Origin of the sequence: Paenibacillus oleatilyticus (assembly GCF_018998565.1) — a bacterium.
Classification (GTDB): domain Bacteria; phylum Bacillota; class Bacilli; order Paenibacillales; family NBRC-103111; genus Paenibacillus_G; species Paenibacillus_G oleatilyticus.
Map to the genome: position 1 here is coordinate 36,265 of NZ_JAHNZO010000025.1, position 25,693 is coordinate 61,957.

Below are 25,693 nucleotides of genomic sequence, written 5' to 3' on the forward strand. Positions count from 1 at the left end.
ACAAAAAGGCCCCGTCCTTTAAGGACGAAAGCCTCTACTTCCGCGGTACCACCTTACTTGATGAATTGAAGACCAATCCATCCTGCTTCAGACCCTTGTAACGGCAGGGAAAGCCGTCCAGCTCGTCGCTGGCCGTTCAGGGGCGGGTTCGGCAAGGCTCCACGGTAAATTCTCGCAGCCGGTGGAATTTACTCTCTGATCGTGCAGGGGCTTTCCTACTATTCCCATCAATACGTTTTGCTTTTCATTAGCATAGCATGAGGGGGGAGGTTTGTAAAGGCGATCAGCCGAACAGGCGAAGCGCGTCGATTCGGTCAACCGCTTCGCGGAGCCGCTCTTCGGTGCTGAGCAAGCCGAGGCGCACATAGCCTTCGCCGTGATCGCCGAAGCCGACTCCCGGAGCGACGACAATCTTGGCCTGCTCAAGCAGCATGTCGGAGAACGATTCCGACGTATAGCCCTTCGGCACAGGCAGCCAAGTGAAGAAAGAGCCTTGCGAACGCGACGCCTGCCAGCCGATCCGGTCCAAAGCGCCGAACAGGGCGTCTCTGCGGCTCTGGTACATCTGCACGAGCTCGCGAACGCTATCCTGCGGGCCGGTCAACGCGACGGCCGCCGCCTCTTGGATGCCTCCGAACAAGCTGCAGTAGTAATGATCCTGAATCAAGTTGATCATCCGGACGATTTCGGGATTGCCGAGGCAGAAGCCGACCCGCCAGCCGGCCATGTTGTACGTTTTGGACAGCGTGTAAAATTCGACGCCGACTTCCTTGGCGCCCGGCAGCTGCAGGAAGCTGACCGGCTTCTGCCCGTCGAAGCCGATGGCGCCGTAAGCAAAGTCGCTGGCAACTACGACACCGTGCTTCGCTGCAAAAGCAATCGTCTCTTCATAAAAGGAAGCCGGAGCCGAAACTGCCGTCGGATTGTTCGGATAGTTGATGAACATCAGCTTCGCCCGATTCACGTCATCGGCTGAAAGCGCGCTGTAATCCGGCAGGAAGCCGTTCGATTCCAGAAGCGGCATAAAAGCCATCCGGGCACCGGCCAGGGCGACGCCGGACCAGTAATCCGGATATCCGGGGTCCGGCACCAGACAGACATCGCCGGGATTGAGCAGGCATTGGGCAATTTCCACAAGGCCGGTTTTGCCGCCGAACAAAACCGCCACTTCCGTTTCCGGGTCAAGCTCGACGCCGTAATCCTCCCGGTATCTTTGGGCGACGGCCTCTTTTAAGAACAAGTAGCCGTTGAACGGAGGGTAGCGGTGGTACTGCGGATTTTCCGCCGCTTGCTGCAGCGCCTTGACGATGTGCGGCGGGGTCGGGCGATCCGGATTTCCTTGTCCCAGATTGATGACGTCGTGTCCTGCAGCAATCTGGACATTGGCCTTGCGCACAAGCGTGGCGAAAAATTGGGTGGGTAATTCTTGCAGCCGCTGTGCCGGAATCATGGGAAAAGCGCTGACGGCTGCTTTTGTCGGGTTGTTGGTATTCATCTATGTCACTCCATTTAGTTTGGTTTCAAATGTGTTGCCTTACAATTAATTCCTTGTGTTCTTATCGGAATATGGTAAATACCCTGAGCGGATAGGAATAATGTAACATGAAAAACGGTGTGTGTATACGGGTCTATTTCATCGAATCATCCGTTTATCTGTCGAGTCTTCTATAATGTGCGCAAAATCAAGAAGATGTGTTATAATGATTGCATAAAGTTTCACTAAATGATATTTAGTTTCATATAATGAAACTAAATTGCGGAGGGAAATCCATGGCGATAAGCTTTCACGATGAATACAATAAATATACCTACACGGGCAGACACGCCGATTCCGGCTGGATGGAGCTGATCCGAAAGAAGGCGCGCCCCCAAGGGAAAGCGGCAGCGGACATCGGCTGCGGCGGGGGCATTTACGCTGTTGCTTTGGCAGAGCTGGGCGTTTCGTCGGTCGTCGGCATCGATTTCTCCGAAGCGATGCTTGAAGGAGCCGCAGAGCATTGCGCGGCCTACGGGCAAATCCGTTTGACCCAAGGGACCGCGGATCGGACGGGACTGCCCGAAGACTCGGTCGAGCTTGTGCTGGAGCGCGCGCTGATCCACCATATCGCCGCGGAAGCGCTGCCGGACGTATTCCGCGAGGCGCAGCGGATTCTCAGGCCCGGAGGGCTGCTGATTGTGCAGGATCGCACGCCCGAGGACTGCCTGCTTCCCGGGAGCAGGGAGCATCTGCGCGGCTACTGGTTCGAAAAGTACCCGCGTCTCCGCGAGCTGGAAGCAGGACGCCGTCACGATGCGGCGGCCATACGCAAGGCTCTGGAGGCATCCGGGTTCTCGGTTGTGGAAGAAACGCAGCTATGGGAAGTGCGCAAAAGCTACGCAAGCTATAGCGACTATCGGGAGGAGCTTTTGAGCCGGAAGGGACGTTCCATTTTACATGAATTGTCGGATGCGGAGCTTCAGGATTTGGCGGTTGCCATCGCAGCGGACTCGGGCTATGAAATGAATGAGCCCGCTCTGGAGCGGGACCGCTGGACGATATTCTTTGCGCAAGCGCGTTGAAGTTCCGCTTCCATTGCTCTATGATAATAGGAAGAAGCGGCGTAGCGCCCTAAAACGGGCCGCTGCGTCCGGAATTTCGAGACGGGTAAGGGGGAAGGTTAGATGGCTGGGCAACGATGGAATTTGGCTCTGCTGCAGATGGACATCGCAATAGGAGAACCCGAACGCAACTTCGCAAAGCTGGGGAGCCTTCTGAATGAAGCGGTCGCTCACGATTCGAAGCCGGATGTGATCGTGTTTCCGGAGATGTGGAACACCGGCTACGCGCTGGATCGGATTCAGGAGCTCGCGGACCGTTACGGAGAGCGGACCGAAGCGCTGCTGTCGGCGTTTAGCCGAAAGCACGGCGTAAACATCGTCGGCGGTTCGATCGCGGAGAAGCGGGACGACGGCGTTTACAATACGATATTCGCATATGACCGGCAAGGAAACCGTGCAGGAGACTACTCGAAAATTCATTTGTTCCGGCTGATGGATGAGGAGAAGTTTCTGCAAAGCGGAGACTGTGCGGGCGAACTGCAATTGGACGGCATTCCGGCCGGCATGATGATCTGCTATGATATCCGCTTTCCGGAGCTTGCGCGAAAGCTAGCGCTTGGCGGCGCGCAAATTTTGTTCGTTCCGGCCGAATGGCCGAATCCGCGGCTGCATCACTGGCGCACGCTGCTGATGGCGAGGGCGATCGAGAACCAGATGTTCGTCGTCTCCTGCAACCGTGTAGGCGTGAGCGGGACGACGGAGTTTTTCGGCCATTCGATGGTTATCGATCCGTGGGGCGAGGTGCTGGCAGAAGGTGGGGAGGCCGAAACGATCGTTCGCGCTGCCGTCGACCTCAGTCAGGTGCCTGCCGTGCGCAGCAAAATTCCGGTATTTGAAGACAGACGTCCTTCATTATATTAAAAAGGTACGAAAAACCGGCTCGGATCATTCCGACCGGTTTTTTGCGCGTTCGGCTTCCATCACTTGGCGGAATGTCTCCATGAACGCGGCGACCGCCTTCGATAAATAGCGCCCCTTGCGGTGGGCGATGACGAGGGTACGGGTCGGCCGGTTGGTCAGCCGTAGGTAAGCGGGCGCAAGCTCGTTCCATCCCCTCAACAGCATATGCGGGATGAAGGCAATGCCCATCCCTGCCGCGACGAGCGACTGGACCGTCTCGATATTGCTGCTCTCGAACACGATATTCGGCGTAAATCCGGCGTCGTTGCACAATGCGATTGCGATTTGACGGAAGCCCTGGCCTCTTTTCAGCGCGATGAACGGCTCCTCCTGCAGCTCCGCAATATCGACCGTTTTGCTTCCTCCTGCGGCCAGACGAGCGGCCAGCGGATGCTGCGGCGGGACGGCCAGTACGATCTCTTCCTCAATGACCGGTTCGTAGTCGAGCGAGTCGTCGATCAGGGGCAGGGAAAGCAGGCTAATGTCGGCTTGTCCGCTCGCCGTCAATTGTTCGAGGTTCGAGGTCGTCTCTTCGACGAGCACGATGTCGATTTCCGGGTAGCGCTCCTGGAAGACGGGCAGGACAAGAGGCAGCACGTGTGCGCCCGTAATCGGGAGGCTGCCCACGACAAGCTTGCCTTTGCGCATTTGGGAGATGTCTTCCATTTCTTGTTTTAACTGCTCGACCATGTCGAGAATTTTTTGCGCTTTTTCTACAAAGCGGGTACCGGCATAGGTGACCTCCACCGAGTTGGTCGTCCGTTGAAACAAAAGTACGCCGAGCTCCTTCTCCAGCTTGGAAAGCTGCTGGCTGAGCGACGGTTGGGCGATATGCAGCTTTTCGGCTGCGCGGGAAAAGTTCTTTTCGATGGCAATTTGCAAAGCGTATTGCAGCTGGCGCAGTTCCATGCGGCTCGGCTCCTTTTATAAAGAATACCTATCAATGCTACGTTAATCGTAGCGTATTTATTATAAGAATGAAAGAGCCGATGTGCGGCAGCTCCCCGTTCGCAAACAAAAAGGAAGAAAGAGCGGGAGGCTCCTTCTTCCAGGGCAGAACGGAATATGGTCTGAAACGAGCAAGCAGCCGCATTTTTTCGGCCGCAAAGCATCAAGTCCCGCAAGAGCCGGGATACCCGTCGTTCCGTTTCATTTCTTCCAAATGCTCGCGCATCTCTTCGTCTCCGGGCATTTCGGCGACCAGCTTTACTTTGCCGGGAGCGGGCTCCTTTGTTGGAGCAGCATCCTCAGGGCGAGGCGTATCGGTCATTGCGCAGTCCTCCTCGGGGGTATAATCAGGAATACCAACGGACGTCCCATCTTCGGAGCAGCAGGTGGTACCCGAATTCTACGGCAGCCGTGACGACGGCGATAACGGCAAGCTCCCGCCAGGACAATCCCCAATAATATGCGGTTCCGACGGCCCATAAAAATAAAGCGGCCAGCAGTCCGTCGGCCAAGGTTGCGGCACCGTTCCCGAATTCGTCGAGAATCCACTGATCTCCGAGAAAAAAAGCCAGAATGCTCAGGCTGCCGGAGGCCATTAGCGCCTGGAAAAGTGTTGCGTTGGAAAAATAAAGCAGCAGCGGGACGGTAAATAGAGCGTTTAGGACGAGTTTGACAAGCAGCTTGCTCACGCTTTCCAGCTCCCTTACTTTTGCTTTTGTTGAAAGGTTGTCCAATCGGTCCTTCATTTATGCAGTGGGAAGGGGAAGAGCCCCTGGCCTTTTTTTTGATTAACTCATAGCGAAAACCTATGAAGGCTATAGATATTATATCTTGGATCAATGAAGATGGACGTGATACGATAAGTGACATTAGGAGCATTATTCAGATACCGAGGTGGAACCGATGGCAAAAACAATGTTCGAAAAAATTTGGGACAATCACGTCATTCATTCGGAGCCGGGCAAGCCGAGCATCATTTATATCGACCTTCAACTGGTCCATGAAGTGACTTCTCCGCAAGCGTTCGAAGGCCTTCGCCTAAGCGGCCGCAAGGTGCGCCGTCCGGACTTGACGTTCGCAACGATGGATCATAACGTACCGACCAAGGATCGTTTCAATATCACCGATCCGATTTCCAAGCAGCAGATCGACACGCTCTCCAAAAACTGTGCGGATTTCGGCGTTACCCTGTTCGACCTGGACAGCATCGATCAAGGGGTTGTCCACGTTATGGGACCGGAGCTCGGTTTGACGCATCCCGGCAAAACGATCGTCTGCGGCGACAGCCACACGTCTACGCACGGCGCGTTCGGGGCTTTGGCGTTCGGGATCGGAACGAGCGAGGTGGAGCACGTGCTTGCGACGCAGTGCTTGCAGCAAGCGAAGCCGAAAACGCTGGAAGTGCGCATCAACGGCAAGCTGAAGCCAGGGGTTACGGCGAAGGACTTGATTCTCGGCGTCATTGCGAAATACGGCACGGATTTTGCAACCGGCTATGTTATTGAGTACACGGGCGAAGCGATTCGCGGCTTGTCCATGGAAGAGCGCATGACCGTGTGCAACATGTCGATCGAAGCAGGTGCAAGAGCAGGCTTGATCGCTCCGGACCAAACGACGTTCGATTACCTCCGCGGACGCGAATATGTGCCGCAAGGCGAGGCGTTCGAGCAAGCGGTAGCGGCGTGGAAGCAACTGACGACGGATGAGGGCGCAGTATACGATCGCGTGGTCGAGTTTGACGCGGACAGCCTGATTCCGCAAGTTACCTGGGGTACTAGCCCGGGTATGGGTACCGACGTCACGTCCCGCGTGCCGAATCCGGCGGATTTCAGCACGGAGAACGAGCGCAAAGCGGCGGAAAAAGCGATCGAGTACATGGGCTTGACACCGGGAACGCCGATGACGGATGTTACGATCGATTACGTATTTATCGGTTCCTGTACGAACGGCCGGATCGAGGACCTGCGCGCGGCGGCTGCCGTGGCTCAAGGCTACAAGGTGTCGCCGAGCGTGACGGCGATCGTCGTGCCGGGCTCGGGCCGGGTAAAAATCCAGGCGGAAAAAGAAGGCCTCGATAAAATTTTCATCGAAGCGGGCTTTGAATGGCGCGATGCCGGCTGCAGCATGTGTCTGGCGATGAACCCGGACGTGCTGAAGCCGGGCCAACGCTGCGCTTCGACATCGAACCGGAACTTTGAAGGCCGTCAAGGCCGTGACGGACGCACGCACCTCGTGTCTCCGGCGATGGCAGCTGCGGCAGCGATCGAAGGCCGTTTCACCGACGTGCGCGATTGGAATTTCAAAGTGAAGCAGGAAGCTTAAGAAGATTATCTTATCGAAGCGAGGAGTTAACCGACATGGAAGCTTTTAAACAGCATACCGGCCTGGTCGGTCCGGTGGACCGCGTGAACGTGGACACGGACGCCATTATCCCTAAACAATTTTTGAAACGCATCGAGCGTTCCGGCTTCGGCCAATTTCTGTTCTACGAGTGGCGTTTTGACCTCAATGGCAATACGATTCCGGAGTTCAGCCTGAATCAGCCGCGCTATCAAGGCGCTTCCGTTCTGATTTCCCGCGCCAACTTCGGCTGCGGCTCCTCCCGGGAGCATGCCCCTTGGGCCATTCAGGACTACGGGTTCAAAGTCGTGATCGCACCGTCGTTTGCCGACATTTTCTACAACAACTGCTTCAAGAACGGCATCCTGCCGATCAAGCTGAGCGAAGAGCAGGTCGAGGAACTGTTCCAGCGCACCGCGGCGAAAGAAGGCTACAAGCTGACCGTCGATCTGGAGAACAAAAAGATCACCGACGATCAAGGCCTCAGCATCGACTTCGATCTGGATGAGCACCGCCGCCAGTTCCTGCTGCTCGGTCTCGACGATATCGGTCTGACGCTGCAGCATGAAGACAAAATTTCGGCATACGAAGCGGCGCACAAAGCGCGTCTCGCGTACAAATAAGCGACGAATAGCCCGGCCCGACTCTCGAAAAAGAGTTAAGGTCGGGCTATTTTTTTGTCCTGCCGCATTTTATCATACAATGTTCAAAAACTTTCGACAATTTTCATGAAAAGTGTGATCTATGTTTTTTCAAACGCCGAAAGCGTTGTGTATAATATCACTGGAAGCATGATGGGAGGGTGACAGAAATGAGTTTTGCCAGAATCGGCGTCGTGGGCGCCGGAACAATGGGTCAAGGTATTGCCGAAATGTTGGCAGCCAAAGGGTTGGAAGTCATGCTGATCGAACGGACGCCTGAAAAACTGGATCAGGCCTGGGAGCAAATCGAGATCAGCTTGGACAAGCAGCTGGAGAAATGGGCGATCACTCCCGTTGAGAAAAAATTGATTCTTTCGCGCATCGCGAAGGAAACGTATATTCACCGGTTGGCCGAATGCGACATGGTTATCGAAACCGTTTCGGAAGATCTGGAGATTAAAAAGGAAGTATTCCGCAAGCTTGACGAGGTATGCCCGCCGTCGACCATTCTCGCCAGCAACACGTCTACGCTCAGCTTGACGGAACTGGCGGCGGAGACGCAATATCCGGAGCGTGTCATCGGCCTTCATTTTTTATATCCGGTCTCGAAAATTCATTTGGTCGAAATCATCCGCGCGCTGCAAACGGGAGAGGATGTTTTCCAGGAGACCCGGAAATTCGTCGAAGAAACGATTCAAAAACGCGGCATTCAGGTATATGAATCGCCGGGCTTTGTCACGACGCGCCTGATCTGCGTGCTGATCAACGAAGCGATGCATGCGCTGTCGGAGAGAGTGGCGAGCGCCGACGATATTGATAATGCGATGCGAATCGGCTATGATTTTCATTATGGGCCGCTGGAGATGGCAGACCGCTTCGGCCTGGATTCGATATTGGCCGCAATGGAACGTATGTTCCGTGAATTCGGCGATGTGAAGTACCGGCCGGCGGTGCTGCTGAAGCAGATGGTACGGGCCGGTCATCTCGGCACGAAGACGGGACAAGGCTTTTTCCGCTACGATAAGGACGGTGACCGGATATGATCGTACTCGTCATTAATGCAGGCAGCTCCTCGCTTAAGTTTCAGCTTTACGAGATGGAGAACGAATCCGTACTGGCTAAAGGGAAGGTCGAGCGGATCGGGATGGAGTCCGCGATCTTGACGTTCGAGCCGGAGGGCAAACAGGACGTTCGTGAAGTCAGCGAAATTTTGGAGCATACGACCGCGATCCGCAAGGTCTTGGACATGCTGGTGCATCCGGTCCATGGGGTGCTCGAATCGGCGCAGCAAATCGATGCGGTGGGACACCGGGTCGTGCACGGGGGCGAATCGTTTTCCAATTCGGTCCTGGTCAACGAAGAGGTAAAGCAGGAGATCAAGCGACTGTTCGATCTGGCTCCGCTGCACAATCCTGCCCATATGCTCGGGATTCAGGCGGTCGAAGCGAATATGCCGAACGTGCCGCAGGCCGTCGTCTTCGACACGGCGTTTCACCAAACGATGCCGCCGGTGACGTATTTGTACCCGATCCCGATGGTGCTCTATAAGAAGCATAAAATTCGCCGCTACGGGTTCCACGGCACCTCGCACGCTTATGTGAGCGAGCGCGCTGCGGCATTCCTCGGACGGCCGCTCCGCGAGCTGAAGCTGGTCACCTGCCACATCGGAAACGGGGCGAGCTGCACCGCGGTGATGGACGGGCGGTCGTACGATACGAGCATGGGGATGACGCCGTTGGAAGGGCTCATGATGGGAACGCGGAGCGGGGATATCGATCCGGCCATCGTCCCGTTTACGATGGGCAAGGAGGATTTGACGCTCAGCGAAGTGAACTCGATGCTGAACAAGCACAGCGGGCTGCTTGCCATCTCGGGAATCGGCAGCGACATGCGGGAGATTGACGAGGCAAGGCAGACGGGAGACCGCAATGCGGCGCTCGCGTTCGATATGTACGAGTACCGGCTGCGCAAATATATCGGCGCTTACGCGGCTGCGATGAACGGCTTGGACGCCATCGTCTTCACGGCGGGCGTCGGGGAAAACTCCGCTTCGCTGCGGGCCGCGGTGTGCCGCAATCTCAGCTTTCTCGGCTTGGAGCTGGACGAAGCGGCGAACGATCGGCGCGGGTCCGATGAACGCGCCATCACGACGCCGGGCTCCCGGGTACAGGTGCTTGTCATCCCGACCAACGAGGAGCTTGTTATCGCCCGGGATACGTACAGGTTGATTTTGGACCGAAATGATGTAAACTAGTGAACGATGGTCAATTTTATAAGTAGGCGGAGGAATGTTCATGAACCGTAACCTGTGTATGATCGGGGATGTGAATAAACATACAGACGAAACGGTGACGATCGGCTGCTGGCTGCATAACATCCGCTCCAGCGGCAAGATCCGTTTCCTGCAGCTGCGGGACGGCTCCGGTTTTATACAGGGCGTCGTCGTCAAGAGCGAAGTGCCGGAGCAGGTATGGGAAGATACCGGCAAGCTGACGCAAGAGAGCTCGCTCTACGTCACCGGAACGGTCCGCGAGGATACGCGCAGCAAAGGCGGCTTCGAGCTGACGGTAACCGGCGTTGAAATTATTCAAGTCACCAGCGATTATCCGATCACGCCCAAGGAGCACGGCGTCGATTTTCTGATGGATCACCGCCATCTGTGGATCCGTTCGCCGCGTCAGCGGGCGATTCTGGTCATCCGGGCGCAAATTATTCGGGCGATTCAGCAATTTTTCGACGAGCGCAACTTCCATTTGGTCGATCCGCCGATTTTGACTCCTTCGTCCTGCGAAGGAACGACGAATTTGTTCCATACGAAATATTTCGACGAGGACGCTTATTTGACGCAGAGCGGCCAGTTGTATATGGAAGCTGCGGCGATGGCGCTTGGCCGGGTCTACTCATTCGGTCCAACTTTCCGGGCGGAGAAATCGAAGACGCGCCGGCACTTGATCGAGTTCTGGATGATCGAACCCGAGATGGCGTTCGTTACGCACGAAGAGAATCTTCAAGTGCAGGAGCAGTTCGTCTCACACATCGTACAGTCGGTACTGGAGAACTGCCGCAAGGAGCTTGAGACGCTGGAGCGCGACACGACGAAGCTGGAGAAGGTCGTGGGACCGTTCCCGCGCATTACGTACGACGAAGCGGTTAAGTTCCTTCAAGAGAACGGTCACGAATTCGCATGGGGCGAAGACTTCGGCGCGCCTCACGAAACCGCCATTGCCGAGAAATATGAGAAGCCGGTGTTCATCACGCATTATCCGACGGAAATCAAGGCCTTTTATATGAAGCCGGACCCGAATCGTCCGGAGGTCGTGCTTTGTGCGGATCTGATCGCTCCCGAAGGCTACGGGGAAATTATCGGAGGCAGCCAGCGGATCGACGATCCGGAGCTGATGGAAGAACGCTTCCAGCAGCACGAGCTGTCCAAAGAAGCGTACCAGTGGTATCTCGACCTGCGAAAATACGGCTCCGTGCCGCACTCGGGCTTCGGCTTGGGGCTTGAGCGCACGGTTGCCTGGATTTGCGGGCTCGATCACGTTCGCGAGACGATTCCGTTCCCGCGGCTGCTGTACCGCTTGTACCCGTAAGGTCTGCATGCGGAAGCCGTCTCTCGCGAGTCTGTAAGTGGAAAGTAGGGTAGGCATGAGACGTAGCGATTACGATACGAAAGAGCTGCCGTCCGTGCTGCTCGCGGGCTGGCAGGACGGGAACGTCGACGTTCCCTACTGGTTGTTCAAATATTACAAGCAGCTTGGGCTGCTGGAGCCGGACGTGATGCTGATTCTTCATGTCATGGCTTTTAAACAAAAGGAAAACAAAGATTTTCCGACATTGGAAGAGCTTCAAGCCCGCATGTCGCTGCCGCAGGAGAAAGTGATTGCGGTGCTGCAAAAGCTGATCCGGGAGCAGCTGCTTCGGATCGATGAGATCGAAGATCCCGTTACGGGAGTCCACAGCGAAGCTTATAACTTGCAACCGCTGCTGGAGCGGCTCGCGGAGTGCCGCATTGAAGAGCATCGGGCGGAACTGGCGGCCAAGAAACAGGCCGAGCGGACGGGCAAAGCGGAGAGAAAAGATATTTTCTCGATTTTCGAAAACGAATTTGGCCGCCCGCTCACTCCCATGGAGCTGGAGTCGATATCCGGGTGGATCGACAAAGATGGCTATCCCGAGGAGCTTATCCTCGCCGGTCTTAAGGAAGCGGTGTTTGCCGGCAAGCTGCATTTCCGGTACATCGACCGGATCTTGCTGGAGTGGCAGCGCAACCGGATTACGACCGTTGAGCAGGCGAAGGAGCACTCGCAGAAATTTCGTTCCCGGTAAGCGGGAACAAAACAGCCCTGCACGCAGAAAATTGCGTGCAGGGCTGTTTTGCGTTATTGAGCGGTGTCCTGCGCTGGGGGGGACACCTGAGCAAGCGAGTCGAAAAACGTGAAAAACATTTTAAAAAACTGTAGTTTTTTTGTAACTTTTTTGTGATTTGTGGCGTCTATTATATTAGGCGTGACATGATTTTACAGATTTATAGAACGGTTAGAAGGAGGGGCCACATGTTCCAATGGCTGCGCAAACCTAAGAATGAAGCGCAGAATGAAGCGGCAGCCGCCGTGCCAGCCGCTCCGCAGGAGATCGACACCGCCGCGGCGCCGGAAGCTTCGGCCGACGGGGAAGCTGCTGCGGCAAGCGACGGCGCGAGTGTATTGGTCGATACCAGACCACCCATTGATACGAGTATCCCGCTCCTTACCGTAACGGGAGTGGAGCGTTCATTTCCTGTCGGAGGACAGCAGCTTCATGTGCTTAAGGGAATCAATATGGAGCTATATCCAATGCAGCTCGTTATGCTGAAAGGCCGGTCCGGCTCGGGGAAAACGACCCTGCTGAACATGATCGGCGGTCTGGACCAGCCGAACCGGGGACAAATCATGTTCAAGGAATACCCGTTCCATGAATGCAGCGATGACCAGCGGACGTACATAAGAAGAAAAGAGATCGGATTTATTTTTCAATCGTTTGCTTTAATGCCTCTTTTGTCCGCTTGGGAAAACGTGGAATTGTCACTGCGCATGGCGAAAGTTCCCCGATCGGAATGGAAAGCCCGCATCACCCATTGCTTGGAGCTGGTGGGCCTCAGCAAGCGGATGCACCATCGTCCGTTCGAGCTGTCGGGCGGGGAGCAGCAGCGTGTCGCTATTGCCAAAGCCATCGCGCACAAGCCCAGTCTGCTGCTTGCCGACGAGCCGACGGCGGAGCTTGATTCGCAAATGGGTGCGCAAGTCATGGCGGTATTCCGGGACATTATCCATACCGAACGCATGACGATTTGCATGACAACGCATGATCCGACAATAATGGAGGTTGCCGACCGTGTATTCGAAATGGTGGATGGAAAATTTATCAGTAGTTAAAAAATCGGGCCGCCCGTTGCTGCTCGTTTGCATCGCCGCATCCCTCGCGTTGTCGTCCGGATGCTCGCTGCTGCCAAAGGAGGACGAGGAGGAAGCGCTGCCGGCCATAACCCCGCCCCAGCTGTCCAAAAAACCGGAGTATACGGTTAAAACCGAGACGCTGGTGTTCGACGTTCCTCTCTCCGGGAAGCTGATGTCGACCGTAGAAGAAGATTTATACTTTACGGATGATGCCAATCGGCGCATCAAATCCCTCCCGGTCAAAACTGGAGACAAGGTTGAGCAGGGACAGGTGATCGCCGAGCTCGACGTCACGGAGCAGGAAAACAAATTGCGGCAGAAACGGCTGCAGACGCGCCAGGATGAATTGAGTATGATCGAAAAGCTGCGCAAAGCCGACGAGACAGGCCCCGAGCAACTGGAGCGGGACAAAATCGAATTTGAATTAAAAAAGGAAGAAGTCACCACGCTTGAAAAAACGATCGCCGGCGCCAAGCTGACAGCCCCTTATGCAGGCACGATTATTTCCGTATACATGAAAAAAGGGGATACGGCGAAGGCCTACGATGCGGTCGCCACGATTGCGGATCTCTCCCAGCTTACGGTGGCTGCAACCATTAGCGCGGACAGCTTGTCGAAAGTCGCCGTTGGCATGGAGGCTGAAGCGGACATCAACGGCGTAGGCAAGGTCAAAGGCAAAGTATCGAAGCTTCCGAGTCCGAAGGCCGGAAACAATGGCAATGGCGACGGCGGGTTCCCGGGCGGAGGCCAGCAGAAAAAGCCGGATTCGATTGAAAACTATTTGCTGATCCAGCTTGACCAATTTCCGGAGGGACTTGCCCACGGAACGCCGCTCGGGGTGAAAGTTATTACCCAGCGTAAGGAGAACGCCGTTACAATTCCGCCGGCCGCTCTTCGTTCGTATGCGGGCCGCAATTACGTGCAGGTTGTGGACGATAAAGGCAACAAGCGCGAAGTGGACGTCGAAATCGGACTGCAGACGTCGACGGCTGTAGAGATTGTGAAAGGTCTCACGGCAGGGCAGAAAGTAGTGGGACGCTAATGGCGATGCTCCGGTTTTTATTCCGTAAAATGTGGAACACGCGCTGGCTGACGCTCAGCACGCTCGCCGGCCTCATTATGGCCGTCGCTTTTACGACCAGCATCCCGATGTATTCCGACGGCTCGCTTAAGCGCGTCGTGTCGAAATCGCTGGAGGAGAAGAACAACGGGCTTTCCGCCGGTGCCGTCATGATCCGATTTCAAGCGTCCGGCAACGAAAAAGCCGATTTGAACGCGCTGAGTGACGTTGATCAATACATAAAGGAAGATTTGCCTAAGGACATCGCGTTTCCGTATGATGCTTACGTACGGACGTATTCGATTCGCGGCTCGCAAATTACGCCCGAGGATACGAGCAAGGTCGATCCGAGCAAACGCCGGCAGATGACGCTGATGGCCCAGAACGGCTTGAAGGATCAAGTCGAGCTGACGCAGGGGCAGTGGTTCTCCGAGCAGCCGCAGGGCGGAATTATTGAAGCCGTTATTCACGAGGAAGCGATGTTCCGCAACGACCTTCATATCGGCGACGTCTTCACGTATCCGATTAGCGGCGGAAACGGCATTGCCCCGCTCAAAGTGAAAGTGACGGGAACGTTCAAGCCGAAAAACGAAACCGATCAGTATTGGTATCAGGGCATGGAAGGGCTGCTTACGTCCTTTTTTATGAGCGAAGCCGGCTTTAACGATTACGTGCTGAAAAGCAAAAAAATTCCGCTTAGCTTGGCCAATTGGTATTATGCTTTTGATTTACGGGAAATCAAGACAAGCCAGCTGTCCTCGCTCGAGACGAAGCTGGAACGTTTGGATATCGTCTTGTTCCAAAAGCTCAAGAACACAAGGGTGGATATTTCCTTTATCCCGCTGCTGCAGGAATTTAAAGTGCAAAGCTTGCAGTTGCAAATGCTTCTCTTTACATTAGCAGCGCCGATGATTGCCATGGTGTTCTATTATATCGTCATGAACGCCAGACAATCGCTGGACCGCCAACGCACCGTCATTGCGGTGATCCGCAGCCGGGGCGGCAGTACGAATCAAATCATCTGGATTTATTTGCTCGAAGGGCTGCTGCTCGGCGCGATTGCGATGATCATTGGCCCGCTGCTCGGCTGGTTTATGGCGAAGAGCATAGGTTCGTCGAGCGGCTTCCTGACGTTCGTCGACCGCAAGGCGGTACCTGTCGGGGTATCGGCCGAAGCGCTGCTGTACGGTGTGGCCGCAGTCGTTATTGCGCTGATGGCCAGCGTCATTCCGGCCATTGTCTATGCCAAAGCCTCCATCGTGAGCTATAAGCAGAAGCTGGCCAGATCGGATCGAAAACCGTTTTGGCAGCGCTGGTTTTTGGATGTGGCGCTGATCGGTCTGGTGGGCTACGGGTATTACCTGTTCCACGACCGGCAAGATTTATTCAGCCGGACCGGGCTTACGACCGATCAGTTGAGCGTGAACCCGCTGCTGTTTTTTATTCCGGCATTGTCGATCATTGCGCTTGGACTGTTTTTCCTGCGCATTTTCCCGTGGCTGCTCCGCTTCGGCAACTGGCTGGGCAAAAGGCTGCTGCCGGTTCCCGTCTATCTGACGCTGACCCAGCTCTCGCGTTCGTCTACGGCGTACTATCCGCTCATGCTGCTGCTCATTTTGACGCTCGGGCTCGGCATCTACAACGCTTCGGCGGCTCGGACGATCGATTTGAACTCGACGGAGCGGGTGCTTTACGCCTACGGCACCGATGTTACCATGAGAGCGGAATGGACTTCCGTATCCGACGATCTGCCGTCAACGTCCAACCCGAACAAGGGCGGGCAAGGGCAAGGGCAGGGGCAAGGGCAAGGGCAAGGCGGAGGAAAGAACCCGGGTCAGGGAGGCGGCGGTCAGCCGGGAGGTCCAGGGGAACCGCCGCCAAAGCTGCGTTTCATTGAGCCTCCGTTCCAAGTGTTTCGGGAGCTGGAAGGCGTCGAGCACGCAGCACGCGTGCTGCAATCGAAGGGGAATGTGGTCGTTTCCGGCAAGTCGCTCGGACAGGGCATGCTGATGGGCGTCGATAACGTCGATTTCGCGAAAGTGGCCTGGTTCCGCAAAGATTTGTACAAGACGCATCCTTACAACTACTTGAATTTGTTGGGGCAATATGAGCAAGCGGTCATCATTCCGACCTCTTTTGCCGAAAAACATCATATCAAGTCGGGGGATTTGATCAGCATTTCGGTTTCCAGCCAGCCGGTCGAGTTTGTCGTGGTAGCTACCGTGCCTTACTGGCCGAGCCAGTATCCGGATCAGACGCCGTTTTTTATCGCCAACCTCGACTATGTGTACGATCAAGCGCCTGTCGTACCTTATGACGTATGGATGAAAATGAAAGACGGAGCCAAGGTGGCGCCGGTCATTGAAGCGCTCAAAGCCAAAAATATCGGCATTGCCAGCGTCAAAGACGTCCGCAACGAACTGATCACGCAGAAAAAGCACCCGGCGCGCGGCGGCGTGTTCGGCATCTTGAGCCTCGGTTTTCTCGTATCCGTTCTTGTCTCGTTGATCGGCTACATTTTGTACTGGTTTTTCAACTTGTCCAGCCGGGTCGTTCAGTTCGGCGTGCTGCGTGCTATGGGATTGTCGCGCCGGCAGCTTACGGGCATGCTGCTGCTTGAGCAGATGTTTACCGCCGGTCTGGCCATTGCACTCGGTCTCGGCATCGGCAAACTGACGAGCTACTTGTTCCTGCCGTTCCTGCAAACTGCGGAGAACGTTAAGACGCAGGTGCCTCCGTTCCGCGTTATATTCGATGCGAGAGATACCGATCAGTTGTATGTCGTCATAGCCGTTATGATGCTGACCGGTGCCGGGTTGTTGTTCCTTCACATCAGAAGGCTACGCGTACACCAGGCCGTGAAGCTGGGAGAGGAGAAATGATGCAGTGATTCATTGCGACGGGCTCGTCAAAATATACAAGACCGACGATATCGAGGTCGTTGCGCTTCATGGGCTGAACATTTCCGTCGCCCAAGGGGAAATGATGGCGATCATCGGAAACAGCGGCAGCGGCAAGTCGACGTTACTGAACATTCTGGGGGGGCTGGACCGCCCCTCCGCCGGCCAGGTGCGCGTAGGCGAATGGAACCTGCTGAAAATAACGGACGACGAGCTGGTGCAGTACAAGCGCAAAACCGTCGGCTTCATCTGGCAGAACAATGCGCGTAACCTCATTCCTTACTTGACGGCGCTCGAGAACGTGGAAATGCCGATGATTCTCAGCGGCCAGTACGACCGCGCCTATGCAAAGCAACTGCTGGAGTGGGTCGGCCTCAAAGAACGGCTCAACAACAAGCTGCAGCAGTTGTCCGGCGGCGAGCAGCAGCGGGTGGCGATTGCCATTGCGCTTGCGAATCGCCCGTCCTTGCTGTTGGCTGATGAACCGACCGGTTCCGTTGATACGCGGACGTCGGATATGATCATGGACATTTTCCGGCATCTGAATTCCGAGCTTGGCGTGACCATCGTTATCGTAACCCACGATATGGCGCTTGCCGGCAAGGTGGACCGCGTCGTCGCCATCCGCGACGGGATGACGAGCACCGAATTCGTCAAGCGCAACCCGAACCTGGACGCCGAAGGCGAGACGGCGGTGTCGCACGGATCGATTCACGATGTCCATGAAGAATATGTCGTGCTCGACCGGGCGGGACGGCTTCAAATTCCGAGGGCGTATTTGCAGGCGCTCGGAATCGAAGGAAAAGCATCAATGGAATTCGACGGCGAGAAAATCATTATACGTACGCCGAAGTCGCTGGATTAGCACGAAGGATTTCGGGAAGCGGAGAGAACCGTATAAACCGATGAGTTGTTCGAATCTTCCAATCCGAACATTAAGCTGGAAGCAATGGCAAAGTGAGGGGGATGCCTTGCTCCTGAAAATGAAAGAAAACCCGAATGCGTCTTTCGATCATTAATCTTTTGTTAAATACTTCCTTGATTATACATAGAAACTAATCCGGAGGGATCCTGAAAATGCAAAAATATGTTAAGAAGACGGTGGCTGTATCGCTCTGCGTCGGCTTGATGGCGCCGACACTGGTTGCATGCACGAAATCCGGCAGCGGGGACAGCAAAACCGAGAAAGTGCTTCGGATCGCAACCAGCATGGGATATGGCGGGGACAACGAGTATTTCCGGCAGCAGTTCACCGAATTGTTCGAATTTGCGAATCCGAACATTAAGCTGGAATTCATCTCGACATCGGATGACCGTTACATGTATGGGGGCCGCCCGGATCCGAAGGAAAAGCCGAAAGATCCGATGGATAAGCTAAAGGAAGTCATGACGGGCGATAGTCCGCCCGATGTCGTGATGGTTGGTTACGATCAACTGCCGGAGCTGATCAGCAACAATATGCTGAAGCAGCTCGATCAGGACATCGCGAAGGACAAATTCGATACGTCCGATATCGTTCCTGCGGTCATCGAGGGCATTAAAAAGGCGGGCGACGGCAAAATTTATGCGCTGGCGCCGACCTTCTACTCCTCCGCGCTTATCTACAATAAGAAAATATTCGACGAAGCCGGAGTTCAGTATCCGACCGACAAGATGACCTGGGATCAAACGTTCGATCTGGCCCGCAGATTGACGAAAGGGGAAGGGGAGAACCGCAAGTACGGCTTCTCGTTCTCGACGCACAACATGGGGGATGACATTTTCTACGCGACAAATATGTATACGGCGCCGCTCGATCTCAAAACTTTCGACGATAAAGGCGAGAAGATGACCGTCGATTCCGATCAATGGGAAAAAGTGTGGAAGACGCTGCTGCAGCTAAAAACCGAGAAGATTTTGCCTGAGCCGGTCGACTTCTCCAAACGGCGCAACCCTGGGCCTAACGAAGACTACAACCCGTTCATGGACGACGATTTCATATCCGGTCGTGCAGCGATGTCTATCATAAACTACTATCAAATTGGCCAGTATACGAACGTCATGAAAAATGCGGCGAATATCAAAGGCTTCACCCCGTTCGAATGGGATGTCGTTACGGTACCTGTGCATCAGGAAGCGCCGGAATACGGCGGCAACATCAGTCTGGACGGTCTGATGGGCATTAACGCCAAGGCCCAGAACCCCGAGGACGCCTGGAAATTTATCAAGTTTATCAACGGCGAGGAATGGGCGAAGCTGAAAGGCAGCAGCAGCCACAATTTGGTATCGCGTCAAAAGTACATCAAGCCGAAGGAGGGCGCAGAAATCAACATCAAAGCGTTCACGACACTGCTTCCTGCGCCAAGCCGGGACTACAAGATTTATCGCGAAAAACCGGGCTTGTACGAAGTGGAGCGCCTTGGCTCCCAAAAATTCCAGCAAGTCGTCCAAAATAAGCTGCAAGTGCGCGATGCGCTCAAGCAATGGCAAACGGAAGGCGATGCGATGCTGCAAAAAATTAAAGAGAATCCGAATGCTCAGTTTGATTCGATGATGCAGGGGGGATAAGATGTCCCTTCTCAGCAAGAATGCGGGCAGTACGTTCGGAGTGAAACTCAACAAGGAGGAACAACAAGATGAATTCCAAACGCAAACGATATAAAACTTGCATAGTTCTGCTGGCAGCCGTACTTGCCTTCGGGTCGGCGCTCCCCGCCTTTGCGGCGGAGAGCGGCGGCACGACCCCGCCTTCGGGGACAACGGCGACAGTCTCGACAGGGACCGCTCCGGCGATCGGAAAGGTCGCTCTTAACGCGACCAGCTATTTCGAGCTTAAAAATGTGGTCATGATGCCGGAGCAAGGTAACAAGACCGTGACATTCACCGTAGGGGTCCACAACGGAGGGACGACCGACCTGCAGTTCATCGATTACTGGCCGCGGCTGCGGACGAAAAGCGGCAACCAAATTTCCGTTCGCGTCCTGCCGCAGGACAAGGATAAAAACCGCATTCCGGCCAAGTCGAGCCAAGACATCAGCTTTTACGCAACGGTGAACGAATCGACGGACCTGAAAGATCTTATTTTTGAAATTATCAAATGGGACTTCAGCATGCCGGAGGCGGATTTTGTGCGGAAAATCGGAGATGTGAGCGTTCCTGACGACTATTCCGTCGTTACGCAGGCCGGTCAAGCACATACCATTCAAATGGCAAGCAATCCTGTCAAAGGCACCATCAAAAAAGTATTGATGAGCAAGAACGAGAAAAATTATACTCCGACCGTCGTCCTTAATCTGGAGAACGTAGGCTCAAAGAGCGTAGCGGTACCCGGATATCAATATTTGCTTCGCACAAGCGAAGGGTACATGTATCCGCTTGACGCCAAGACGGTAAAAGATTTGACCCTCAATCCGCAAACGAACAAAGATATCGACCTTACGGGGTCCGTTCCGGTCTCCGTCTCAACGGAAGGCTGGCAGCTCGTGATCGTTCAGAACGCGCAGGATTTGAAGCTGAATCTGCCGATTGCTTTCTTCGCTTTACCGGCCGTATCGGATACGGACGGGGTAGACACGGGCAAAGCCTTCAGCTTCACGAACAAAGCGGGTACCTACACGGCTCAACTGAACACCGTCCAAAGGCTGCCTTGGGAGGATCAGGATATTTTGACCGCAGGGTTTACGCTTTCCAACAAAGGTCCCGAAGCGCTTCCGATCCCGGATCTGACAGGGTATTTCAAGCTGGACGACAACGTGAAGGTGGAAGCGAAGCTGGTTCGGACGGACAATGTCATCGGTCTGGCTCCGAATGCAGAAGCTCAATTCCAGTTTATCGGAAAAATTCCTTACACGTCGCAATTCGGCAAGGTCAAGCTTGTGCTGCAAGAGAAAACAGGCAGCGGCAGCAGCGACGGCAAGACAGACCAGCAGACGGCGGCGAGCGATTTGCTCGAATTCGTACACCGCTCGGAGCTGATGAACATCCCTTATAATAACTTCGGCGAAACGTATAAAGTGACCAATGTGGGCCGCAGTGTAAGCTACAAGGTACGCTCCGTCACAACATATGCGGGGGACACGGCCGATACGTATACCGCTCTTCTCGAAGTGGGCAATTTGGAAACAAGAGCATCCGACATCTCGAAGCTGGTAGGCTATTTCAAGACAGCCCAAGGAAGATATTATCCGGCATCCATCTCCGAGGTTAAATCAAAAATCAGTCCGGACGGAAAGGCGCTTCTCCTGCTTTCGACTAATATTGCGAAAGGGTTCCCGACCTCCGGCATGAGCGTGATTATCGGCGAAGCCGTAACCGAAGGCAAATTGACCGAGGCGGATAAAAAACCAGATGCTTATGTCAACGCTGCGGCATACTGGCTGCCGCAAGAAGAGTTTACGGTCAAGAAAGACTTCAAAAATATAGATCTCGTGCCTTACCAGCTCTCGCTTAGTAATATTCGCTCCATAATCGATCAACAAGGCGTAAAGCTCAAGTTGGACTACGAGCTTACCAAAGATTTAATGCTGACCACGAACATGGAAGGGCGCAAACTGATTCTTGAGCTTGATGACGCTGACCGAAAAATTAAATTTAACAAAGAGTTTGATTTCAAAGACTTCGACGGTGGGTCGACTGATAAACAAGGTACGGCCAGCGGTAAGCTTGATCCGAAGGACAAGATCTTCATCGGAAAGCATAAGGACTTGGAATTGCAAGCTGACGATAAAAATCTGATTTTTGAAGTTAGCTATGTAAAAAAATTCAAGCTTAACCTTTACGATTCGTTCCAAGGACAAAAGAAGCTGATTGCTACTAAAGAGGTCGAGTGGTTTATTACCACGGAATAATATTTTACTTTTTTTTGATGAAACGAAACCGTTTCTGCATCAGTTGCGTAAAACTGTGCAGAAGCGGTTTTTTGCTGGGAACTCAGTGACATCTATGAATAATTGGTTAAAAGTTCATTGGGGGGATTGACAGGTTTTTCAAGACGATTTATTGTTATTAACGTTAACAACATTCTTAACGATGTTAATTCAATGAATAAGGAGAAAATAATGAGTAAACCGCATCTCTCGTTCGGTGAGTATAAGTGGACGGTCACCCAACAAATGTCCCGGACTTTTGAATTGGAAGGATTCAGCCCGCTGGTCGGCAAAATATTCGGCCTCCTTTTATTTGCGCCCAAACCGGTCAGCCTGCAGGAAATCGCCGATCAGCTTGGTGTAACGAAAGCAGCCGTTAGCGTCCAGGTCCGTGCGTTGGAAAAATACTCCATGTGCCAAAAAGTTCCGTTGAGAAGCGATCGCAAAGACTACTATTACATATCCGACGATTTCACACTGATCAGCATGCGGGCCAGCAAGCAAAAAATCGAATCGATTACCAGGCAATGCGAAGAATTGTTGTTCACTCTTAAAGGAATGTCTCAGATTGATGAGGAGGAAACAGAATCCTTTGAGGTTTCCAAGCGAAGGTTTACGGAAGTTTCCGCGATGTACCGGATGTTTTTATCTCGACTGGAGGGGATCGAAGAGGAGTGGAGCCGATTAAGAGAGCAGCTATAAACAGATAGACGAAAGACGGGACGCCCGGATTTTTTTTATGTTATGACTTTTTTCACCTTACAGCCGTTAACGAACCAAGCTATACTGAAAAAAGATTTATGGAAAATGAAGGGGTAACCGGAAACGCCTCGTCTAAGTAGTCAGCAACCGTAATGGAGGAGTAGAGAGATGAATTCATTAACAAATTTTTCGATGAAGAACATCGCCGCAGTAATCATTATTGTGCTGATGTTGTTTGGCGGCGGTACTTATGCGGCTTCCATCTTGAAAATGGAACTCATACCGAGTACTACTCAAACGAGATTCAATATTACCACCCAGTATACGGCTCCTCCTAAGGATGTTTTGGAGCTTGTCACCAAGCCTGTCGAGAAAGCGGTGGCGGGACTAGACGGCATCAAATCTTTAAAGTCTACCTCCAGCGATAACTTCTCTATGGTTACCGTAGAACTGCAGCAGGGGAAGAAGATTGAGGATGCCAGAAGGGACGCCGAAGGCTTGCTTGCGAACGTAAAGCTGCCCCAAGGCGCGGAAAAACCGAAGGTTCAGACCTCTAGCGCCGAAGCGAGCGCCATTTACTACCTCTCGGTGTACGGCGAAAACAACATGAGCCAGCAGGAGCTGGATAAGATCTACAAGGATATCGTCCAGCCTGGCTTTGCGGCCATCAAAGGGGTTGACCGCGTCGATGGGGTCGGCAATAAAGAAGCGGTTCTGACCTTAAGAATGAACGGCAATGCAATTAGCAGCTACGGATTGACACCGGCACAGGTGTCCCAAAGCATTCAAGCTGCCATTCTGACAAGCCCTGCGGGATTAGTCGACTTCAGCGGGAACACGCAAATGGTACGTGTCAAGAGCGATCTCAATACGATTTACAGCCTGGAAAACATGAAAATTACGGCTACGGGGGGACAAACGCTTCTTCTGAAAGACATTGCCAAGGTTGAAGCGATTTCCGAATCCAGATTCATTTCGCGCCTCGACGGCAAGCCGGCCATCGGTGTGACGATCTACAAAACGAAGAACTCCAATGACGTTCAATTGGCTGCGGAAGCAGACGCTTTGATGGCCAAGTGGAAGCAGGATTTCCCGAACCTTACGTTTAAACCGCTTTTTGCTACATCGAGCATGATCAAGGATTCGATTAACGGCATGGTTAAGGAAGGAGCGCTCGGCGCCCTGCTTGCCTCTATTATGATCCTGCTCTTCCTTAGAAATGTTCGGATGACCATCATCGTTTTGGTCTCTATTCCTTTATCGCTGTTAATCACGCTGCTTATCATGGCTCCGCTCGATATTTCGCTCAACATCATGACGCTGGGCGGGATTACGATCGCGATCGGGCGTGTCGTGGACGACAGTATCGTCGTTATCGAAAATATTTACAGCGAGCTCGTGAAAGTTCACGAGCGCGGGGAATCGGTCATTAAGAAAGCGACCGCGCAAGTGGCTTCGGCGATTACGTCCTCCACGCTTACAACCGTCGGGGTATTTGCTCCAATCGCCTTTGTCGGGGGAGAGCTCGGGGATTTGTTCCGTCCGTTCGCCGTCACGCTTTCCGCTGCGTTGATGTCTTCGCTGCTGGTGGCCGTGACCGTGATTCCGATGCTTGCCAAGATGCTCGTGCTGCGTTCCAAAAATATTAAGGTGCACGACGAAACGCAAGTCGGCAAAGTGTCCGGCGCTTATTTGAAAGTGCTGAAATGGTCGCTTAACAACCGCATCAAAACGATGCTGCTTTCCATGCTGGTTTTTATTGTGGCTATCGTAGGTACGGTTCCGCTCCTGGCTGTGGAATTCATGCCTTCCAGCGATTCGGATAAACAAATGTTTATTATGATCAAAATGCCTCGGGAAACTTCGCTTGCGTCCAACGACTTGAAAATGAAAGAGATCGAAGCGATGATTCGCGAGACGAAAAACGAGGCGGGAGAGCCTGCTTTCGAATACATGCAGTCCTATGTAGGCGGCGGTTCTACGGACAATCGCATAGACTACGAAAGCCAGTTGATTGGCGCGGCATCGCAGGGAACGAATGCCAAGAAGCTGCTGAATGAAACCAAGGAAAAAATATTGTACCTGCTTCCCAAAGGCTCTGAGGTAAACGGTATGCTGCTAAGCGGTGGCGGACCTGGTGGCGGGGGAGACTTCTCCTATATGCTTAAAGGCGACGACCTGAATCTGCTCACCCAGGGAGCTAAGCTGGTAAAGGATAAGCTTAAGGAAATTCCGGAATTTAAAGATGTAAAAGACAGCTTGAGCGAATCGAAGAATGAAGTGGAAATCGCCGTAGATCAAAATAAAGCCAGACTGTACAATTTGTCTTCGGGACAAATCGTCGAAACCGTGAATTCTTGGCTGAGAGAGGAAAAGATTGGAGATCTGAAATTCGACAATACGACCTTCTCCACCAAGATCATGCTTGACAAGAGCTTCAAGGATTCCATTGACAAAATCGGAAACTTTCTGATTAAGACTCCTACGGGAGCCACTGTCAAACTGAACGAAGTAGCGAAGGTTCGCCAAATCGAGGCTCCGGCGTCGATCACCCGGGATCAGCAAGTTCAATACGTAACGGTAACGGCAACGATCGAGTCCAGGGACAAGGGCGGCGTTAGTGCCAAAGCGGCGGAAATGCTGAAAACAGTGGAGCTTCCGTCAGGAGTTCGCCCTGAAGTCAAAGGGGTATCCGACGATATTCAGAAAAACTTCATGCAAATGTTCGTAGCCATGGCCGTCTCCATCTTTATTGTGTATCTGATCATGGTTCTGGCTTTCGGAAATGCTAGTGCGCCGTTTGCGATCTTATTCTCTCTGCCGCTTGCGGCAATCGGAGGCTTGCTTGGCCTGCTCGTCAGTGGCGAATCGCTCAACCTTACCTCATTGATCGGATTCTTGATGCTGATAGGTGTCGTGGTTACCAATGCGATCGTGCTTATCGACCGCGTGCAGCAGCTGAGGGAGGCAGGACAGTCCGTACGCGACGCGCTTTTGGAGGGCGGCTTATCCCGACTTCGTCCGATTATCATGACCGCGGGGGCTACTATTATTGCCCTGCTGCCGCTGGCTCTTGGGTTCTCTAAAGGAGCGCTTATCTCCAAAGGCTTGGCTGTTGTCGTTATTGGCGGATTGACCACCTCGACATTGCTCACACTGATCGTTGTACCGGTCGTATACGAAATTATTCACAATACCAAGTCTCGCCTCGGCCGCTTGTTCAACAGAAAGACATCGGAATCCAAGTCGACGCCGGTGACGAATGCTTAAGAAAGCATTTCATTCAGATAGATAGAGAGTTCCATAAGGGAAAAAGGAGAATCAG

General features: G+C 53.6%; 20 protein-coding genes and 1 other annotated feature. Of the genes, 16 read left to right on the forward strand and 4 right to left on the reverse strand.

The features are described from left to right. Positions 1–17 precede the first annotated feature (17 nt). Positions 18–240 (reverse strand) — a binding site (T-box leader). Between the two features lie 43 nt (positions 241–283). Next, the gene (locus KQX66_RS26390) at positions 284–1,495 is read right to left on the reverse strand and encodes a pyridoxal phosphate-dependent aminotransferase (RefSeq protein ID WP_284439850.1); all 1,212 of its coding nucleotides are present in this window, start codon (positions 1,493–1,495) and stop codon (positions 284–286) included. Between the two features lie 275 nt (positions 1,496–1,770). Between KQX66_RS26390 and KQX66_RS26395 the strand changes: the two genes are divergently transcribed. Then, positions 1,771–2,559 carry a class I SAM-dependent methyltransferase gene (locus tag KQX66_RS26395; RefSeq protein ID WP_216795781.1) on the forward strand — a complete coding sequence of 263 codons (789 nt, stop codon included), beginning with the start codon at positions 1,771–1,773 and terminating at the stop codon, positions 2,557–2,559. Positions 2,560–2,661: 102 nt separating this feature from the next. Beyond that, complete coding sequence (locus KQX66_RS26400) at positions 2,662–3,459, forward strand: carbon-nitrogen family hydrolase (protein ID WP_216795783.1); 798 nt, start codon at positions 2,662–2,664, stop codon at positions 3,457–3,459. A 24-nt stretch (positions 3,460–3,483) separates the two neighbouring features. Here the strand turns inward: KQX66_RS26400 and KQX66_RS26405 are convergent, their stop codons facing one another. From KQX66_RS26405 to KQX66_RS26415, 3 genes are all read right to left on the reverse strand, one after another. After that, positions 3,484–4,407, reverse strand: a complete 924-nt coding sequence (locus KQX66_RS26405) for a LysR family transcriptional regulator (protein ID WP_216795784.1) — start codon at positions 4,405–4,407, stop codon at positions 3,484–3,486. A 202-nt stretch (positions 4,408–4,609) separates the two neighbouring features. Next, positions 4,610–4,768, reverse strand: a complete 159-nt coding sequence (locus KQX66_RS26410) for a hypothetical protein (protein WP_216795785.1) — start codon at positions 4,766–4,768, stop codon at positions 4,610–4,612. A gap of 25 nt (positions 4,769–4,793) precedes the next feature. Beyond that, positions 4,794–5,135, reverse strand: a complete 342-nt coding sequence (locus KQX66_RS26415) for a DUF2512 family protein (protein WP_216795787.1) — start codon at positions 5,133–5,135, stop codon at positions 4,794–4,796. Between the two features lie 214 nt (positions 5,136–5,349). Here KQX66_RS26415 and leuC point away from each other — a divergent pair, with 214 nt between their 5' ends. The 14 genes from leuC (at position 5,350) to KQX66_RS26485 (ending at position 25,638) form a co-directional block, all read left to right on the forward strand. Beyond that, entirely contained in the window at positions 5,350–6,768 is a 1,419-nt protein-coding gene (gene leuC / locus KQX66_RS26420; protein ID WP_216795789.1) for a 3-isopropylmalate dehydratase large subunit, read from the forward strand. Positions 6,769–6,803: 35 nt separating this feature from the next. Then, on the forward strand, positions 6,804–7,409 hold the full coding sequence (gene leuD, locus KQX66_RS26425) for a 3-isopropylmalate dehydratase small subunit (RefSeq protein WP_216795791.1): 606 nt from the start codon (positions 6,804–6,806) through the stop codon (positions 7,407–7,409). Between the two features lie 188 nt (positions 7,410–7,597). After that, positions 7,598–8,470, forward strand: coding sequence for a 3-hydroxyacyl-CoA dehydrogenase family protein (locus tag KQX66_RS26430; RefSeq protein ID WP_054973961.1), 873 nt, complete (start codon positions 7,598–7,600; stop codon positions 8,468–8,470). Next, positions 8,467–9,681, forward strand: a complete 1,215-nt coding sequence (locus KQX66_RS26435) for an acetate/propionate family kinase (RefSeq protein ID WP_216795793.1) — start codon at positions 8,467–8,469, stop codon at positions 9,679–9,681. Before KQX66_RS26430 ends, KQX66_RS26435 begins: the two co-directional genes overlap by 4 nt. A gap of 40 nt (positions 9,682–9,721) precedes the next feature. Further along, entirely contained in the window at positions 9,722–11,020 is a 1,299-nt protein-coding gene (gene asnS, locus KQX66_RS26440) for an asparagine--tRNA ligase (protein WP_216795796.1), read from the forward strand. Positions 11,021–11,075: 55 nt separating this feature from the next. Beyond that, a complete protein-coding gene (locus KQX66_RS26445; RefSeq protein ID WP_216795799.1) occupies positions 11,076–11,756 on the forward strand; it encodes a DnaD domain-containing protein in 681 nt (226 codons plus the stop codon). Positions 11,757–11,983: 227 nt separating this feature from the next. Continuing rightward, positions 11,984–12,841 (forward strand): ABC transporter ATP-binding protein, encoded by an 858-nt coding sequence (locus KQX66_RS26450; RefSeq protein WP_216795801.1) that lies wholly within the window; start codon positions 11,984–11,986, stop codon positions 12,839–12,841. After that, positions 12,801–13,904, forward strand: coding sequence for an efflux RND transporter periplasmic adaptor subunit (locus KQX66_RS26455; protein WP_438804212.1), 1,104 nt, complete (start codon positions 12,801–12,803; stop codon positions 13,902–13,904). Before KQX66_RS26450 ends, KQX66_RS26455 begins: the two co-directional genes overlap by 41 nt. Next, the gene (locus KQX66_RS26460; protein WP_216795803.1) at positions 13,904–16,804 is read left to right on the forward strand and encodes an ABC transporter permease; all 2,901 of its coding nucleotides are present in this window, start codon (positions 13,904–13,906) and stop codon (positions 16,802–16,804) included. Before KQX66_RS26455 ends, KQX66_RS26460 begins: the two co-directional genes overlap by 1 nt. Before the next feature lie 4 nt (positions 16,805–16,808). Then, positions 16,809–17,687 (forward strand): ABC transporter ATP-binding protein, encoded by an 879-nt coding sequence (locus KQX66_RS26465; RefSeq protein ID WP_216795804.1) that lies wholly within the window; start codon positions 16,809–16,811, stop codon positions 17,685–17,687. 212 nt (positions 17,688–17,899) lie between these two features. Then, on the forward strand, positions 17,900–19,369 hold the full coding sequence (locus tag KQX66_RS26470; protein ID WP_216795805.1) for an ABC transporter substrate-binding protein: 1,470 nt from the start codon (positions 17,900–17,902) through the stop codon (positions 19,367–19,369). A 68-nt stretch (positions 19,370–19,437) separates the two neighbouring features. Beyond that, entirely contained in the window at positions 19,438–21,648 is a 2,211-nt protein-coding gene (locus KQX66_RS26475) for a hypothetical protein (RefSeq protein WP_216795807.1), read from the forward strand. 192 nt (positions 21,649–21,840) lie between these two features. Beyond that, positions 21,841–22,368: a GbsR/MarR family transcriptional regulator gene (locus KQX66_RS26480; protein ID WP_253957447.1), complete on the forward strand. Its 528-nt coding sequence runs from the start codon at positions 21,841–21,843 to the stop codon at positions 22,366–22,368. A 168-nt stretch (positions 22,369–22,536) separates the two neighbouring features. Continuing rightward, positions 22,537–25,638: an efflux RND transporter permease subunit gene (locus KQX66_RS26485; RefSeq protein WP_216795808.1), complete on the forward strand. Its 3,102-nt coding sequence runs from the start codon at positions 22,537–22,539 to the stop codon at positions 25,636–25,638. Positions 25,639–25,693 lie beyond the last annotated feature (55 nt).